The following is a 17,599-nucleotide window of genomic DNA, read 5'->3' as shown; positions in this document are numbered from 1 at the left end:
TTACGCTTCTTATTGTGGGCAGGAGCAAGATAGTAAAAAGAAAAAAAAAAGCGTGCCCAAGAAGGTGGACTACAGACCCCCCCACAACAGCGAGGTGCAGCCGGGCGTAAAGAAGACCGACACGCTGCCGACGACAAATCTGGTGTACAGCTTTTAGCGCCGGGATTCGGGATTCGGGATTCGAGCAAGCGCCACGCTTCTACCCCCTCTCCCTCCGGGAGAGGGGCTGGGGGTGAGGGTGCGGCCGGAGCGCGGCATCCCGCTTCGCCCGCACCCTCATCCGCCCTTCGGGCACCTTCTCCCGAAGGGAGAAGGGAAGATCAGCGCGGCCCCGTCTCGCTGGCCGGCAAGCCGGTGCGCACCGCGCCGCCGAGCGTCACCGCCAGCGGCCAACCGGAACAGTTGAAGGGCGTGCGCCGCAACATGGCCCGGGTGATGGCCGACGCCCACGCCCAGGTCGTGCCGACCACCCTGGTCGACGATGCCGACCTGCACGCCTGGATCGGCAAGCAGGACATCACCGCGCGCCTGATCCGCGCCATCGTCGCCGCCTGCAAGACGGTGCCGGCGCTGAACGCATGGTTCGACGGCAAGAACCTCAGCCGCACCCTGCATCCGCAGGTCGACATCGGCATCGCGGTGGACACCGACGACGGCCTGTTCGTGCCGGCGTTGCGCAACGCCGACATGCTCGACGCAGCCGGCATCCGCACGGCGATCAAGCGCCTGCGCACCCAGGTGGAAGACCGCACCATCCCGGCCTCCGAGTTGTCCGGCTACACCATCAGCCTCAGCAACTTCGGCATGTTCGCCGGCCGCTACGCCACGCCTGTGGTGGTGCCGCCCACCGTCGCCATCATCGGCGCCGGCAAGCTCAGCCACGACGTGGTGGCGGTGATGGGCGGCATCGAAGTGCACCGGCGCATGCCGATCAGCCTGACCTTCGACCACCGCGCCGCCACCGGCGGCGAAGCCGCCCGCTTCCTCAAGGCACTGCTGGACGATCTCGCCCAGCCGAACTGATCCCGGCCGCAGCACAAAGAAGCCCGGACGTCTCGTGACGCCCGGGCTTTTCTTTTGGGAACCGCCGGCACCGGGATGACCTTCACCAGCTAGTCCTGTAAAAAAAGGCGTGAAGCGGCCAACCACCGCGTAGGGCGGGCACTGCCCGCCGGCTCTTTCGTCCGCGCGTCACGAAGCGGCGGGCAGTGCCCGCCCTACGAGAACACCGCCCCACGAACCACGTCAGTAGTCGCGCACATCCAGCAACAGGAAGCAGCGCGCGCTGTAGTCGCTGCCTTGCGGCCAGGCGACGCTGGCAAGCGCCAATGTACCGGCCGTCCACAGCTCGTTGTCGAGCAGGGCCTCGCAGCGTGAGCTGCCATCCTCGGCATGGCTGTGCACCAGGCGCAGCCAGTGCAGCTCAGGGCTCAGTGCTTCGCGTTTCAATGCCGCCTCGATCGCCACCAGCGCCTCCTCCGGCATGCTCGCGGCATCCGCACCGCGTGCGCTGAACGGGCCGATGAACACGTCCCACGTGCGCACGCCGATCTCCCACGCGGCGATGCGCATGCGGCGATCGTCGGTGACGTACCAGCACGCGGCCAGCAGCGGATGGAACGCATCGTGCTCGAACGCGCGCAGCGCGTCGCGGCAGCCGGCGTCGCCGCCGCCCACGCCGGCGAAGCTTTCCTCGATGTAGCGCTCCTCGCTCAGCACCACGTCGACGTCGAGCCGGCCGGGCTCGCCGGCCGCACCCGCGTGCCAGGCCGCGCGGATCGCCGGGAAATCGCCGTCGGTGACCAGCCAGCCGTCCTCGTCCGCCTCCAGCTCCACGTCGTGGCGCTCGAACAACTGCAACAGGTATTTCTGCAATGCCGCGCTGTCCATCGTCATGCCTGCAAGGGGGTGGTGTCGTTCGACGGCAGCTCGCGCCAAGTCAGGTAGACGCGCAGGTCGAACTCCAGCTGGTGGTAATCCGGCAGCATGTGCGTGCACAACTGGTAGAACGCCTTGTTGTGGTCCATCTCTTTCAGGTGAGCCAATTCGTGCACCACGATCATCTGCAGGAACTCCGGCGCCGCGGCCTTGAACAGGCTGGCCACGCGGATCTCCTTTTTCGCCTTGAGTCGACCGCCCTGCACGCGCGAGACCGCGGTGTGCAGGCCGAGTGCGTTGCGCAGCACGTCGAGCCGGGCGTCGTACAGCACCTTGTCGATGCCTGGGGCGTTCTTCATGTGCTGCTGCTTCAACCCGGCGACATAGGCGTACAGCGCCTTGTCGCTCTGCACCTCGTGGCGCGCCGGATAACGCGTGGCCAGATGCTCGCCCAGGCGCTCCTGCGCGATCAGCGCGCGCACCTTGTCCTGCAGCGTGGCGGGGTAATGCTGGAGATATCTGAGCGCAGCCATGCGCCCATTCTCGCACTGCACTGCCTCGGCCCGGGTGCATGGCCCGCAGGACTCACGCCGCGTTTCAGCCCAGCCACCAGCCCAGCCAGGTGGTCGCCAGCATCAGCGCCAGCCCCACCAGCACCGGTTGCGCGAAGTCGCGACCGCCGTTCAACCGGGCGATCACCGCCTTGGACACGGTGTTGGTGCTCAGTGCGATCAGGATCGGCAGCGCCGTGGCCGCAGGCTCGATCGTGCCTGCGGCGGCCAGCGTCGCCACGGATACCGCCGATGCATGCGTGTCGGCGAAACCGGCAACGCCGGTGGCGATGTCCAGCCCACGGTCGCCCAGCCAGACGCGCATCGCGGCGGACGCCAGCAGCACCACCGCAATCATCAGGCCCAGCCCGAGCGACGCCTTGACGCTGAACACCACGCTGCCCTGCACCGGGTCCGGCGTGCTCAGGCGCAGGCCCTTCCACGTCCACAATGCGCCGTAGAGCGCCGCGGTCACGCCGCCGCAGGCGAGCGGCACGGCAAGCACGCGCAACGTCGCCAGATCGGTGGCGGCGAGCACCGCCGCCATCTGCACGAAGGTGGCCACGCTCGACAGCACCGCCGCCGCCACCGCCGAGCGCCGCCGTGCAGGCTGGTTGCGCGCCTGCGTAGCCATCACGCCGATGGTGGCCACGCTGGAGACGAAGCCGGAGAGGAAGCCGGCCAGCGGCAGGCCGACGCGGGTGCCCACCAGCCGCAGCAACGCGTGGGCGACGGCGCCGATCGACATGATCAGGATCACGATCAGCCACAGCGCGCGCGGGTTGATTGCGTCGAACGGGCCGAGTTGCCGATCCGGCAGCAGCGGCAGCACCAGCAGCGTGGCCGCGGCCAGCACCAGCAGGTTGTTCAGTTCCTCCGCGCTCAGCACGCGGCGCACGAAGTGATGCATGGGCTCGCGCGCCGCCAGCAGGATGGTCAGCGCCACCGCCAGCCCGGCCGCCAGCGGCGGCTGCCGGATCGCCATGGCACCCAGCAGCAGGCAGAGCAGCAGGCTGACCTCGGTGGTCAGGCCGCGGTCGCTGCCGGGATCGCGCGCATAGGCAATCGCCAGCAGTCCCGCCACCGCAGCCAGCGCCAGCAGCAGCATCGGGGTTCCGAAGCCCGCGCCGACCGCGCCCAGCAGCGCGACCACGGCGAAAGTGCGGATACCGGCGACCGCGTCACCGTCGCCGCCCTTGCGCCGTTCGCGCTCGGCGCCGACCAGCAGGCCGATGCTCAGCGCCACCGCGAAACCGGTCCAGGAAAAATCGACGCCCATGAAGCCGCACCCATGACGCATCACGGCCGCATTCCGGCCACGACGCGATCATGCCGGAGCACCCGTGGAAAGTCGCGCGGATGCGACAACCCGCACCGCTACATGTCGAAGCGGTAGCTCAGCTTGACCAGCAACTGCTCGTCGTCGCGCAACGCAAGACTGTTGCCGAAGACATCGCCCGTGCGGCGCGCCAGGCCATCCATCGCATAACCACCGCGGCCGTAGACCACGTACAGGTAGGACAGCGGTGCCAGCTCGTAGCGATAGCGGATCTGCAGGCCGAGGTTGCGCACGTTGAAGTCGTCGACCGGCTCGTCGCTGGCCACCGCGCGGCCGTTGGCGCCGACGCGGTAGCCGCCGCGCAGGCGCGCGTCCAGACCGATCGCCTGCAGCTTCACGCGCAGTTCCTGGCGCGGGTCGATGGCCCAGTCGAAACCGGCATCGAGTTGCAGCGTGTGCTGGTCGAAGCGGCCGATCAGGTTGTCGTGCTGCCAGACCAGCCAGTCCGGAATGCGCTGCCAGGACGGCCCGGCGTACACGCTGAAGGCGTCGTTGATGAAGTAGGTGGGCACGACCTCGAGCTCGTAGCCGGGCTGCCGGTTGCCGCCGAGGCCGCCGGTGAAGACTTCCGCATCCAGCTTGAACGCCCAGTCGCCGTGGCGCGGGCTGATGCGCTCGTAGAAGAAATCCAGCGACGGCGGCAGGAACAGCGCGCCATGGCCGCGCGTCAGCAGGTCGTCCCAGCCGGCCGTGTTGACATTGAGCTGCGCATCCTCGGTGGTGCCGTCGCGCAAGGTGCTGGTGCGGCGGATGCGCAACTGCCGGCGCAGGCGCAGGCCGTGGTCGTTGTCCAGGGCGTCGATGCGGACGTGCCAGTCGTGCGAGCTGTACGCCGAGTCCGCCGGCAGCGAGGCATAGCGCTTGCGCACCTCCCAGTGGGCGTAGTTGAAGTCGTTGCGCTCGAGGTAGCCGAAATCGTTGACCTGCAGCTGGTCGCCGAAGTGCATGCCCAGCCATTGCTGGCGCCAGCCGTCGCCCATCTCCAGGTCGGCGATGACGGTGCCGCCGCTGTCGCGCGCATGCGTGCCCGACTGCAGGATGTCGCTGGCCACCACGTTGGTGGCGATGGTCAGCTGCGCGGTGGGCTGCCAATGGTGATCGACGCCGAGCACGGTCGCCTCGCGATCCAGCCACGGCCGGTCGACGCGGGTCAGCAGCATGCCCAGGCTCTGCGTGCCGAAGTCGTGGGTCACCCGCGCGGCACCGAAGAAGCGCCCGGCCGCCCCGTCCTCGTCGGCGGCCAGCACGCCGTAGCTGGTGGTGCCGACGCTGCCGTTGAGCTTCACCGCGGCGTCGATGTCCGCCGCGCCCATGCCGTCGTCCGAAGGGCCACCGACGCGACGGGTGTAGACCAGCTGGCTGTTGTCGTCGAGCAGGCTGAAGTCGAAGATGCCCTGGTTCTCGGTGAAGAACGGCCGCTTGTCGCTGACATAGGTTTCGGTGGCGCCGAAGTTGACCACCAGATCGTCGCTCTCGACTTGGCCGAAATCCGGGTTCAGCGCCGCGGTCAGCTGGAACTGGCCGTTCGGTTTCCACAGGATGTCGGCGCCCTGCTGGAAATGGCTGCGGCCGCGCACGTTGTCATACAGGCCCGACGCATACGGCGTGATCGCGAACAGCGACTGGCGGTACCGCGGCACCTCGATGCGCCCGAACTCGGACAGGAAGCGCGGGCGCATGAAGCTGGCCACCGGCCACGCGTCGCGTTCGCCGGTGGAGCCGGTGACGCGGTCGAGATAGACGCCGAGCGTGCGCTGGCCGTCCTTCGCCGCATGCATCGGCGCGGTGTACCAGGGGATCAGGATCTCCGCGCTCCAGCCGGCCGCATCCTCGCTCACCGCGTGCTGCCAGCTGCCGTCCCAGTCCTTGTTGAACTTGACCTCGTTGGTGACCACCGCGTCGTTGATGCCGTCGGTCGAGCTGACCACGAAGTCGTAGCCGGTGCGCCCGTCGCCATTGAAATCGACCATCACGTTGACACGGTCCACCTGATCGTCGAAGTCGCGTTGCACGCGCTGGCGGGTACGCGGCACCGAGGGCGGCTGGTCGCAGCGAAAGGCCACGGCCAGGCCCTGCGGCGTGGCCAGGATCCAGGCCTCGGTGTGCAGCGTGCCGGGCTGGCCGTTGAGCGGCTGGGTCTGGCGGAAATCGGTGATGTGCCGCGCGCCGGCCCACTCGGTCGGCCGGATGTGGCCATCAATCTCGACGGCGAGCGCCGGCACCGAGGCCAGGCTCAAGAACAACAGGCATGCCAGGCGCATGTCGGGAAATCCACGAAAAGGGGATGCCGCGCGGCGCGATGAAACCGGTGCATGCGGCATGGGGTAGATGCGCAGCTTGCCGCGAAGGTTTGGATTCCTCGACGGCCATTGGTCATGCCGCGGGCACGACGCGGGCGCGGCAGCGTCCGCACCAGGGCACGCTCAGCGCCGGCGCCCCCACCACCACTGGCGCAGCAGCAGGGCCGACACGATCACCGCGGCGAACGCACCGTAGCCCCACAACGCGGGCAGCACCTGCTGCCAGATCGACCCGCTGACCTTGCCGAACTCGCCCGGCTCGGGCAGCACCGCCGAATCGAAGCCGGCCAGCGCGGCCCACGCGGTGGCGAGTCCGGCCAGCAGCAGCACCAGCAGGTCGAAGCTGCGCCGGCCCGCGGTCCGCGGCAGGCTGCGCGGCCAGATCCAGTAGAGCCAGCACAACACCAGCAGCCAGGGCGCCAGCAACAAGATGGACAGGAAGCGCACGGGGATCTCCTTCAGGCGGGCCGACGCGCCGAAGCCGCGGGCAGGTTCGACGCAGTGCGGCGGCGGCGCTTCACTCCTGCGCCGCCAGTTGATCCAGCGCGAGGCGCAAGCGCTGCAGCGCCTGTTCGCGCGCTGCCTCGTCCGGATAGTCCGGCGTGCTCGCCACGGCCTCGGCATCGAGCTCCAGCACCAGGGCCGCGCCACGCACCTGCACCACGGCGGCCACCGCGCCCAGCTGTTTCAGGCGTTTCTGGCTCGCGCCGGCTGCCTTGGGGTCGGCAAACGGCACCGACAGCAGCAACTCCTCGCCCTCGGCGGAGAACAGGCGGAAGCGGAAGCGACCGTCGTCATCGCGGAAGCTGGCCAGCCGCGGCATGCGCGGCGGTGCCTTCGCCGCCGGCGCGCGGTCGGCGGTGGTTCCGGCCGTGCGCATCTCGCGCAGCCCCAGCACCTCGCGCAATCCGGCCACTTTCGGCGTGGCGATCGCCCGCGCCTTGCGCGCGCCTTCCTGCAGGATCACCTCGATCGCGGCCGGGTCGGCCATCAGCGCGTCGTAGCGCTCGCGCAGCGGCGCCACGTCGGCCTCGATGCGCTCGTACAGGACCTGCTTGGCCTCGCCCCAGCCCAGACCCTCCAGCAGCGCACGGCGAAACGCCGCGGTTTCGGCCTCGCTGGCGAAGGCGCGGAACATGGTGAACAGCGCGCAGTCGTCCGGGTCCTTCGGCTCGCCCGGGGCGCGCGAGTCGGTGACGATGCGCATGATCGCCTCGCGCAGCGCCTTGCTGCCGCCGGCGAACAGCGGGATGGTGTTGTCGTAGCTCTTGGACATCTTGCGTCCGTCCAGCCCCGGCAGCGTGGCCACCTGTTCCTCGATCAATGCCTGCGGCAGCACGAAGAACTCGCGCCCGTGCAGGTGGTTGAAGCGCTGACCGAGGTCGCGCGCCATCTCGATGTGCTGGATCTGGTCGCGCCCCACCGGCACCTGGTGCGCGTCGAACGCCAGGATGTCCGCCGCCATCAGCACCGGGTACATGTACAGGCCGGCGGTGATGCCGGCGTCGGGGTCCTCGCCCGCGGCGGCGTTCTTGTCCACCGCCGCCTTGTACGCGTGCGCACGGTTGAGCATGCCCTTCGACGCAATGCAGGTCAGGTACCAGGTCAGCTCGGGAATCTCCGGGATGTCCGACTGCCGGTAGAACGTGGCCCGCGCCGGATCGAGCCCCGCCGCCAGCCAGGTCGCCGCGATTTCCAGCCGCGAACGCTCGATCCGCGCCGCGTCGTCGCTCTTGATCAGGGCGTGGTAATCGGCCATGAAGAAGAACGCATCCACGTCCGCCCGCCGACTGGCCGCCACCGCGGGACGGATCGCCCCGACGTAGTTGCCCAGGTGCGGCGTGCCGGTGGTGGTGATGCCGGTAAGGACTCGAGTCTGCATGCTGCGCTGCGCAAGTAAAACGTCAGTCTACGACATCCGGCACGGCGCTTTGAACAACGGAAAATGCGCCACAACTCTAGAAATGCCATCGGCCGCGACGGGACAACCCCCCGTCGCAGCTGATGGTCTTGCCGGTCGCCCTACTGCATCGAGACCTGATATGACGGCTTGAACCGGCGCAATGCATCGTGGCTTGCAGCCAACGCGGCCTCCTGCCAAGGCGCGTCGTCGTGCCAAGGCGATGCTTCGCCCGTAGCCGGCGCGAAGCGAGACATCGCCTCTATCAATTGCTGAACCTGCCGGCCTGCACCCACACCGTGTCCGAGTCCAGCCCGGCCGCCTATCGGTACGTCGTCCAACAGCTCGTCAATGGCCACGTAGCCGACCGACCGCCCCCACCGATCAGCCAGCCGGCGGCCATGACCTTCGACCAACATGGGCCGGAGCGCATGTCGGCCCACCGTGGAGGTGGCATGCGCCGTCATCAACGACATGGTCCGATCGTCCACCACCGGTGACATGGTGGCGGACTGCGCCGCGAACCCGGCGGGCATCGGCGTCAGCAGGCTCGTGAAATCCGCCGCCGGGATCGCATAACCATCGCTGGGCTGCACGTAGCTGATGGCCAGATCGCCGCCGAGGAAGTGGCCCTGCACTCTTACCTGCTGGGTCGTGTCGCCGTCTACCAGGATGATCAGGTCGTCTCCGCTCTGGTGGAAGCTCAACCGCGTGCGGTCGACACCGTTGAAGAACAACCAGTCCGTGCCGCCGCCAGTGTTGTCGATCACGTCGCTGCCGGAGCCCGCCTGCCAGACGTACTTGTCGTTGCCAGCACCACCGAGGAGAAGATCCTCGCCGTCCTCGCCCACCAGGGTATCGACGCCGGCACCGCCGATCAGGATGTCGTTGCCCGAGCCGCTGAACGAGCCGTTGCCGCCGGACAGGTAGTCGTCGCCGTCACCACCGACGAACTTGTCGTCACCACCGAAGCCGAAGATGGTGTCGTTGCCGCCCAGCCCGTGAATCAGGTCGCGCCCGTTCGTACCAAGCAATTGCTCGCCGGCAGCGGTGCCGTCAACCGTGGTGGTGTAGTCGTCGTCATTGCCTGGCTCACCCGGCGTACCAGGATCGCCCCCGTCGCCACCATCTACCAGGGCATTGATTGCGGCGGTATCGAGCATCGAGCCGCTGGCCGGTTGCACATAGTCGATCGCCCAGTCGCCGCCCAGGAAATGGTCGGTAATGCGTACCGTGTTGCTGGCGTTGCCGTCCACGGTGATCAGCAGATCGTCGCCATCGCGGGTGAAGCCCAACTGCGCCGCGGTGATGCCGTCGTTGAAGAACACGCCGTCGAAGCCGCCATCGGTGTTGTCGATCGTGTCCTGGCCGCCGGCATAGACGTAGCTGTCGTCGCCCAGCCCGCCGATCAGGGCATTGATGCCGTCCTCGCCGTTCAGGGTGTCATTGCCCGCCCCACCCTCCAAGCGATCCGCACCTGAGCCGGTACCGCTACCATCACCGCCGGCGAGGTAGTCGTCACCGTCGCCGCCCTGCAGGGTGTCGTCTCCGGCCAGGCCGAACAACTGGTCGTCGCCGGCCAGCCCCTTCACCAGGTCCTTGCCGGCACTGCCCACCAGTTGCTCGGCGGCAGCCGTGCCCTCGATCACCTGGTCGTACTGCCCGCCACCGGCCACGATCTGGTTGATCTGTGCCGTGGTCAGCATGAAGCCGCCATCGGGCTGCACGTAGTCGATCGCCGCATCGCCGCCCAGGAAATGGTTGGTCACACGCACCGACGGCGTTGTGGCGGCATCCACGGAGATCAACAGATCGTCGCCATCCCGGGTGAAGGAAAGGCGATCCCGGTCCACGCCGTTGGTGAAGAAGATGCCATCGTTGCCGCCACCAGTGTTGTCGACCACATCGCTGCCGCTGGCCGCGTCGAAGACGTACTTGTCGTCACCGGTGCCACCAATCAGCAGGTCGTCGCCACCGCCGGCGACCATGGTGTCGCTGCCGCCCATGCCATTCAGGACATTGGTCGCGCCATTGCCGGACAGGTAATTGTCCAATGCATTGCCGGTGCCGTCGATGGCACCGGCGCCGTCCATCAGGAACAGGTTCTCGATGTTGGCAGAGAGCGTGTACGAGGCCGTCGTCTGCACCTGGTCGGTACCTGCATTCGCATCCTCAGTTACGACGTCAGCTGAGTCGTCGGTGACGTAGACGTCATTACCCACCCCACCTTCCAACTGGTCGACCCCAGCACCGCCGTCGAGGTAATCGTTGCCGGCATCACCCGTCAGATGGTCGCTGCCGTTGCCGCCGAACAGCGAATCGTCGCCGTCCAGCCCCTGCAGCAGGTCGTCACCATCCCAGCCGCCCAGTGTGTTGGCACCGGCGTTGCCGGTGATCGTATTGTCGAGCTCGTTGCCATTGCCGGTCTCAATTCCTGTCCCGAGAACCAAGCCTTCCACGTTCTCGTCGAGCACCAGATTGGTTTCGAACCGCCGTTCGACCACATCGGTGCCTCCGTCCATGTCCTCGAAGACCTGATCGTCGCTCGATTCGACGACCAGGTAGTCGTTTCCGGCCCCACCGTAGAGCTTGTCCGCTCCCGCGCCGCCTTCGAGGCGATTGTTTCCTTCGTTGCCCGTGAGGACGTTGTCGAGCGTGTTGCCCATGCCGTCGATGTGATCCTCACCCATCAGTTTCAGCTGTTCGATTTCGGCACCAAGCTGCCAGCTCACGGTCGCTTGTACGGTATCGATACCCTGACCGGCGGCTTCGATGGTCTGGTCATCGGTTTGATCCACGACATAGGTGTCGTTGCCCAGACCACCCGTCAGGAGGTCAGCCCCGGCACCACCGTCCAGAACATTGTCGAGGTCGTTCCCAACGATCTCATTGTCGTTGCTGTTGCCGGTACCGCTTCGGGCTTGCGAGTCGGCCACCAGCACCAACCGCTCGACATTCTCACCAAGCACATAGTTGACCTTGGCGTTTACGGTGTCCTGCCCTTCCCCCGCCAGCTCCACGATGACTGCGGCGCTGTCTCCGATGATGTAAACGTCATCGCCCAGTCCGCCGAAGAGCCGATCCCGATTGCCCTGACCATCCAGGGTATCGTTGCCAGCGCCCGCATGAATGTCGTCGCCATGAGTGGTGCCGAACAGCGCATCGTCACCCGCTGTACCGTGGATCACGTTCTGCACATTCAGCTTCAATGATGCCGAAGCCGTCTGCCCCCAACTATCGGTGGCAATCACGTCGATGACGGTTTCCTGCCCGCCATTGGGCGGCGTGCCCGTGAAGGTGCGTGTCGCCGCATCGAAGCTCAACCATGTTGGCGCGCCGGCCGCCATGCTCAGTACGAGAGTGTCGTCCGCGGCATCCGTGAACATGTCCGGCGGCAAGGTGTATACGAATGGCTCATCCCCAACAGCAATCGTGCTCAGATTACTGATCAACGTGACCGGCGGATTGTTGGTGTAAGGCAGATGATCAAGCCCGCCCTTGCGAACGGTACCGTCGGCAAACACGAACTGGTCGATGCCCCCGCTGAGGACATCGCCATCGGCCGTAGCCCAATAATCGGCAACGTGAATCTGATCGTTTGGATCCGACCCGACCTGGACGATCAAGGTCGCGCCATCGCGACTGAAACTCACCATGTCTGGCGTGATTTCCTCCGAGAACACCACCCGGTCGAGACTTGCTCCGGCAGACGAATGGACGACATCCATACCATCACCAATCGCGTAGCGGAAATTGTCCGCACCGGTTGATCCATATAACTGATCGTCGCCGACACCGCCGTGCAGATCTGCGCCGCCGCTACTCGCATGCAGGGTGTCGTTACCGGCATCGCCGTACAGGTCATCGCGACCGGAGCTGCCATAGCCTGAAATCTCGCCGCCGAAAAGGGTGTCGTTGCCCTCACCACCATGAAGCACGTTGAAGTAGCCGTTCCCCGCAAGTTGGTTGTCGCCTTCGTCGCCAAGCAAGTTGCCGCCCTGCACCGAGTTGTCCAGCCGCAACCCCTCGACATTCTGATAATTGGCGAGCGTGAAAGTCGCACCCCCGCTCACGCCGGGCCCCTTGATGAGTACGGTGTCGTTGCCTTCGCCCGCGAGCTCGACGATGCTGTCGTTGGCGTCCACGATGTACGTGTCGTCGCCTGCGCCGCCGTAAAGCACATTCGCCCCACTGGAAGTGCTCCCGTCGAGAGTATTCGCTCCGGAGTTCCCCCATCCCGAGATATCGCCAGCCCCCGTCAGTTCGAGCACTTCGATATTGCTGTCCTCGGCCAAGGTGTAAGAAATGCTGGCGCGGACAATGTCAAACGACTGATAGGATCCTGCGTCGGTTTCGACGACCTTGTCGCCTGCGTCATCCACCAGGTAGATCTCGTTGGCGGCGCTGCCGATCAACGTATCGGCACCGGCGCCGCCATCGAGCAGATAGGTGTGTCCCCGGTGGCTCTCGAAACCCGAGGGCGCAGCGAGGGAAATGGTGTTGTCCAGGTCGTTGCCGACTAGCCTTCGCGGCAGGTCTTCCTGCCTACCGTCAGAGTAATGCTGCACCCACACGATGGAGTCGTAGATGGCTACAAGGTTTTCGACGTTGGCAGTCAGCGTATACGAATAGACGTCGGCATAGGCCGTGTCGATGCCTTCACCGCTGTTCTCGACAACGGTATCGGCACCACTGTAATAGGTATCGCCGTTGGAGTAGACGTAATACCGATCGTCTCCGGCACCGCCCTGCAGATTGCTGGTTCTACTGCCATAGAGCTGGTCATTGCCCGCACCGCCGTTCAGCGTGTCCGAGCCAGCGACACCCCTGAGGATATCGTCGCCGTCGTTGCCGTTGAGCGTATCGTCGCCGGCACCGCCCACGAGGTAGTCGTTGCCGCCCGCGCCCGAGAGGACGTCATTGCCATCGCCCCCGTCCATGGTTTCGTTCGCTTCGGTGCCCACGTGGACATCATCGGTTGCGGTACCGACCCAGCTGCTGGCGCCGTTGCGGAAGTTGTCGGCTGTCAATCGCGTTCCGTCGCTGAACTCGATGACGTGGGTGCCGTTTGTCGTAGCGAGAAAGCCCTCCAGCATCGCACCCGTCACGTTGCCGTTGATTAGGAACCCGACAAACAGATCATCTCCGCTGATCTGGTAGTTGGTGACCAGATCCGGCGAAAGACCCGTATTGAAACGGATGGTGTCGGTACCGGCGTCGCTGTCGGCCAATCCCACTATCGTCTCGAAACTACCCAGGTTGACGGTATAGATGTCGTTGCCGGCGCCACCTTCGAGGATGTTCTCACCCGAGTCGCCGTTGAGCTGATCATCACCGTCGCCGCCATTGAGGTAATCGTTGCCCTCGCCACCGGACATGACGTCGTTGCCGCCGCCGCCGTACAGGCGGTCGTCGCCGGCCGTACCTACGATGACATCGTCGCTGTCACCGGACACCACAGCGGTTGCCAGTCCCAACTGCTGCTCCAGTTGCGCGCGCGTCAGTACGCTGCCGTTCGCAAACTGGATGTCCAACAGCGCGCCGGGACCGAAGTAGTCGCGGATGCCAAGCACATCTCCGCTGCTGGCATTGCTGATGATGAGATCGTCCCCTTGGACTTGATAAACAAGATCCGAGGCAGCGATCGAGCTGCCGAAGGAGATGACGTCGTGCCCCGAGTCCTCCCCCGCCAACTGGTAGACACGATCCGTACCGAAACCGCGTTCAAAATGGTAGGTGTCATCGCCGGTGCCGCCAGCGAGTTGATCGTCGCCAACTCCACCTGTCAGCTGATCATCACCGTCGCCACCGGAAAGCACGTCGTTGCCGTCATCACCGGACAATTCGTCGTTTCCGGCACCGCCGTCCACGAAGTCGTTCCCCGCACCCCCTGATACCTGGTCGTTGCCGGAGAACAGACGTTCGTAGTCGTCACCGAACAGGTTGTCATCTCCCTCCCCGCCTGTGATGACATCGTCGCCACCTTGGCCGTGTATCACGTCGTTGCCGGCGCCACCGTCCAGCGTGTCGTTGCCATGCATGGATGACGAAACGGCCGCTTCGTCGCCGTCCAAATAGTCATCGCCATCACCACCTGACAGCTGATCGGAACCGGCACTGCCATACAAACTGTCGTTGCCGGCACCACCGTCGAGCGTGTCTTCGCCATCGTCACCTATCAGCAGATCAACGCCGTTTCCACCGACGAGGCTGTCCTTGCCTACCCCACCGCGCAACTCGTCGTCGCCATCCGCACCAGTCAGCTCGTCGTCGCCGGCTTCGCCCCAGAGCTTGTCGCTATCCGCCCCACCCGCCAAGCGGTCGCTGCCCTCACCGCCAGCCAGCTCATCCTTGCCTTCGCCGCCATCGAGCACGTCATTGCCGGTGCCTCCAAACAGCCTATCGTCTCCCACACCACCAATCAGTACATCGTCGCCGCCATTCCCCTGGAGCTCGTCGTTACCGGCGCCACCGGAAAGGTAGTCGTTACCATGATAAACAGCGGCAAGCTGTGACTCGTCCGCATCACCCACCATGACGTCGTCACCATCACCGCCATCGAGCGCATCGTCACCGCCCGATCCAATCAGGGTGTCATTGCCAGCGCCGCCGTATAGCAGATCAATTCCGTGCAGACTGCCGTCGATGTCCGCGCCATCGCCGATCAGCGTATCCGTGCCGTCCTCGCCATAGAGAACATCGTCACCACCATCACCCCCGAGTTGGTCGTTTCCAGCCCCCCCGTAGAGCCTGTCATTCCCATTACGCGTGCCGGGCGATGCGTTATCACCTCGAATCACGTCGTCGTCATCACCTCCAAGCAATGTGTCATCACCGTCATCGCCGGAAATGGTGTCATTACCAATGCCGCCATCGATGTAATCGCGATCCTCGTCATCACTATCAACGGGGCTGGATACACCCCGGCCAGCGAGTCTGTCGCTGCCATCCCCGCCATAAATAATATCGTTACCACCACCGCCTGCTACCTCGTCGTCACCGGCACCAGCGTCAATCAGATCATTTCCGTTCCTGCGAGCAAGGTCTGATACCAGCGCAGTAAAATGAATGTGTGGAATGGCTCCATCAAACAGATCGCCGCTGATTGTATCGTTCCCATCACCACCGCTGATGGTGTCATCGTCGTGGCCGCCATCGATAACATCGGCTCCTACTCCACCGATGATCGTATCACTGCCTTCGCCCGCAAAGATCCGGTCATCCCCCTCGCCTCCATCGATAAAATCATCGCCGCTTTGCGAGATGTTGGGGTCGAGATCTATCTTGGACTGTGATGTGACAATCGTAAACCCGCTGCCCTGCTCCGTACCATCAAGGCGAATGTACCAACCTTTTCCGCGTGCCAGGACCGCTGAACCCAATTGGGCTATGTCCTCCTCGACGTGTTGTCGCTCACTCTTTCCATCCGAGCCAGCGGCATCACTCCAGTCCTCAAAATTGATCAGTTCTGAACCGTCAATGATCACGTCATTGCCATACGAACCGAACAACTGATCGTTGCCGGAACCCCCTAGAATCAGGTCGTCGTCCAGCCCCCCGTCGATGACGTCATTACCCGCACCTCCGTCCAGACCATCGTTGCCCGCCAGTCCGCCAATTTCGTCGTTACCAACATTGCTACCCGATGCACCGAAGATATCGCTGTCGTTCGTCAGGGGCGCGGAATTATGAGGATTCACGCCCTCGAAATCCGGAAGCTGGATACCTAGGTCGCCGTTCTTCCAATGCTCGACGACAATACGGGACCCGCTTGAGCGATGCGTGATCAAGAGAGTTTGATTATCACTAGTGCCAATTACAGCGAGGCGAAACTGCTCGTCTGAAGTGAGCCAAGTACCGAAGCTGGAGTCATGTATTGTGCGAAAGCCGATTCCTGTGCCACTTATGTTTATATCTCCATTATAAACGATTTTCCCGAGCCCATCCTCGTCATAAATCACATCCTCTGTTACGCCACTCTGCAAATCGTCGGAGACAAATTTGTATGTATCGAAGCCAACGCCACCAACCAGTGTATCGTTACCCCGCCCACCATTTAGCGTATCATCATCTGTGCCGCCTTTTAGCGTATCGTCACCGGCAAACCCTTTGAGGCTGTCACTGCCGCTTCCCCCATTGAGGTAATCCGCTTTGGCGTTTCCCTCCAAGATATCGTTTCCACCCTCACCGACCATATCATTTGGTTTGTCGTCGAGTCCAACGAAGACATCGTTTTGGTCAGTTCCCCAGTACAGATGATTACCGATGTGAGTGAGCGCCGCGTTATCGCTGTCCCTGATTGCCCGCAGCACGGCAGCTTGGGCGTCCTTTGGATCCTCCCACCCAAACATTGACGCCACCCCATTGAAAGCCGATTCGGCTACGTTTTCAAGTAGAGCTACCGTGGCGCCTATCGTTACCGCAATCACAGCCGGTACGGCCGCGCCGGCGGTGACAAACATTCCGGCGGCTATACCAACCACAAGTCCGAACAGCCTTGCACTAGCAGACTTATCGTTCCCGTCAAAGAAATCGCCTATCGCCTTGGTTGCTGTGTACCCGATACTTATCGGCTCGGCAGCGCTCAACGCCTTCTTGAGCATGTCCCGTGCCCCGGAGCCAAAACGAGTCTCGAAGAGGTTGAGTGCCTCCTCGTTTTCCTTCAGCTCATTTGAAATGCCCAAGATCAAGCCAACGGCGACGTCTACTTGTTCCTCCGACAGAGCGCCTTTGACTTGGGCAGCACGTAGTTTGTAGTCGTATCCCCACACGGCTAGCGCATCCGCAAAATTTGCCATGCCGGATTCGCGCCCTCGATCGGCGTACCGCTGTAACAAGTCGCCCATGTCGTCAAACATGTCTGCAAATGAGGCTGCGAACTCACCAGGAGTCAGCATGCCTTCGGCATATTCTTGCTTCAGTTCCGTATATCTGCGAGCCATCAGCTCGTTGAGTACCGCCGTGACCTCCGCATATGCAAGTTGTTCCCGGTGCGTCAGATCCGAATCAGTCATGATAGATGCTCCGTCTTTGATGGTAATGTACTTGGTCAGTTAGGCTCCATGAGGAACCCGATAATTGCATACATTGGCAGGATCCACAGAACAAGCTCCCACGCTACGCCAAAGAAAAATAAAGATGGAGATGATTTATATTTGTATTCAATGAATCGGGTTATGCCGATTGTGTTGACACGCCCCCGGAACACATTCATCAGCAGCCCTGCGAGTTGCAATATTGAGACAGCAATTAATGGCATAAAGAACGAATATTTCATGAATATAAACGTGGCGGTTTCAGGACGTGGCCTATAAAATATGGAAATTAAGAAAAATAATGCAACATCTATTACAACTATTAGGCACATGAACTTGTAATATCTCATCTCTATTAAGCGCCTCAATATAATCACAAATGGATTTATCTAACTGCAGTTTTAGCTGATCAATTTTTGTCTTTATCAGGTAACGACGTGACCTACGACCGACCCCAGGAATTTTTGCTTATCTTTCGCCGATAGCGACCATCGTGACCATGAGCTCCATCCAGTTTCAGCAAGGCGCCGTCACGATCATTTCCCCCAGAAGCCAATGTTAAGATCAATATCTCGGGGCCGTCTCAAACTCCACGT

The 17,599-nt window shown here is 63.4% G+C and carries 9 protein-coding genes and 1 pseudogene; 2 read left to right on the top strand and 8 right to left on the bottom strand.

Annotated elements, in window-relative coordinates; all coding sequences use genetic code 11:
* Positions 1-52 precede the first annotated feature (52 nt).
* Positions 53-157: a DUF481 domain-containing protein gene (locus B1991_RS19105; RefSeq protein ID WP_342773784.1), complete on the top strand. Its 105-nt coding sequence runs from the start codon at positions 53-55 to the stop codon at positions 155-157.
* A gap of 68 nt (positions 158-225) precedes the next feature.
* Positions 226-1,023 (top strand): annotated as a pseudogene (locus tag B1991_RS14255) (dihydrolipoamide acetyltransferase family protein); the annotation flags it as partial.
* A 222-nt stretch (positions 1,024-1,245) separates the two neighbouring features.
* Here B1991_RS14255 and B1991_RS14250 read toward each other — a convergent pair.
* From B1991_RS14250 to B1991_RS14215, 8 genes are all read right to left on the bottom strand, one after another.
* Positions 1,246-1,890, bottom strand: coding sequence for a DUF6348 family protein (locus tag B1991_RS14250; protein WP_136259344.1), 645 nt, complete (start codon positions 1,888-1,890; stop codon positions 1,246-1,248).
* Between the two features lie 2 nt (positions 1,891-1,892).
* Positions 1,893-2,411 (bottom strand): YgjP-like metallopeptidase domain-containing protein, encoded by a 519-nt coding sequence (locus tag B1991_RS14245; protein WP_136259343.1) that lies wholly within the window; start codon positions 2,409-2,411, stop codon positions 1,893-1,895.
* 64 nt (positions 2,412-2,475) lie between these two features.
* On the bottom strand, positions 2,476-3,729 hold the full coding sequence (locus B1991_RS14240; protein WP_246031184.1) for an MgtC/SapB family protein: 1,254 nt from the start codon (positions 3,727-3,729) through the stop codon (positions 2,476-2,478).
* A 77-nt stretch (positions 3,730-3,806) separates the two neighbouring features.
* Positions 3,807-6,029, bottom strand: coding sequence for a DUF5916 domain-containing protein (locus B1991_RS14235; RefSeq protein ID WP_136259342.1), 2,223 nt, complete (start codon positions 6,027-6,029; stop codon positions 3,807-3,809).
* Positions 6,030-6,191: 162 nt separating this feature from the next.
* Positions 6,192-6,515 carry a hypothetical protein gene (locus B1991_RS14230; protein WP_136259341.1) on the bottom strand — a complete coding sequence of 108 codons (324 nt, stop codon included), beginning with the start codon at positions 6,513-6,515 and terminating at the stop codon, positions 6,192-6,194.
* Between the two features lie 70 nt (positions 6,516-6,585).
* Positions 6,586-7,950 (bottom strand): tryptophan--tRNA ligase, encoded by a 1,365-nt coding sequence (locus B1991_RS14225; protein ID WP_136259340.1) that lies wholly within the window; start codon positions 7,948-7,950, stop codon positions 6,586-6,588.
* 140 nt (positions 7,951-8,090) lie between these two features.
* A complete protein-coding gene (locus tag B1991_RS14220) occupies positions 8,091-16,982 on the bottom strand; it encodes a putative Ig domain-containing protein (RefSeq protein WP_136259339.1) in 8,892 nt (2,963 codons plus the stop codon).
* A gap of 35 nt (positions 16,983-17,017) precedes the next feature.
* Positions 17,018-17,245 carry a hypothetical protein gene (locus B1991_RS14215; RefSeq protein ID WP_136259338.1) on the bottom strand — a complete coding sequence of 76 codons (228 nt, stop codon included), beginning with the start codon at positions 17,243-17,245 and terminating at the stop codon, positions 17,018-17,020.
* Between the last annotated feature and the right edge of the window lie 354 nt (positions 17,246-17,599).

It is taken from the genome of Rhodanobacter lindaniclasticus (assembly GCF_004799035.1).
GTDB lineage: Bacteria > Pseudomonadota > Gammaproteobacteria > Xanthomonadales > Rhodanobacteraceae > Rhodanobacter > Rhodanobacter lindaniclasticus.
This window is presented reverse-complemented; position numbering and strand designations above follow the sequence as displayed.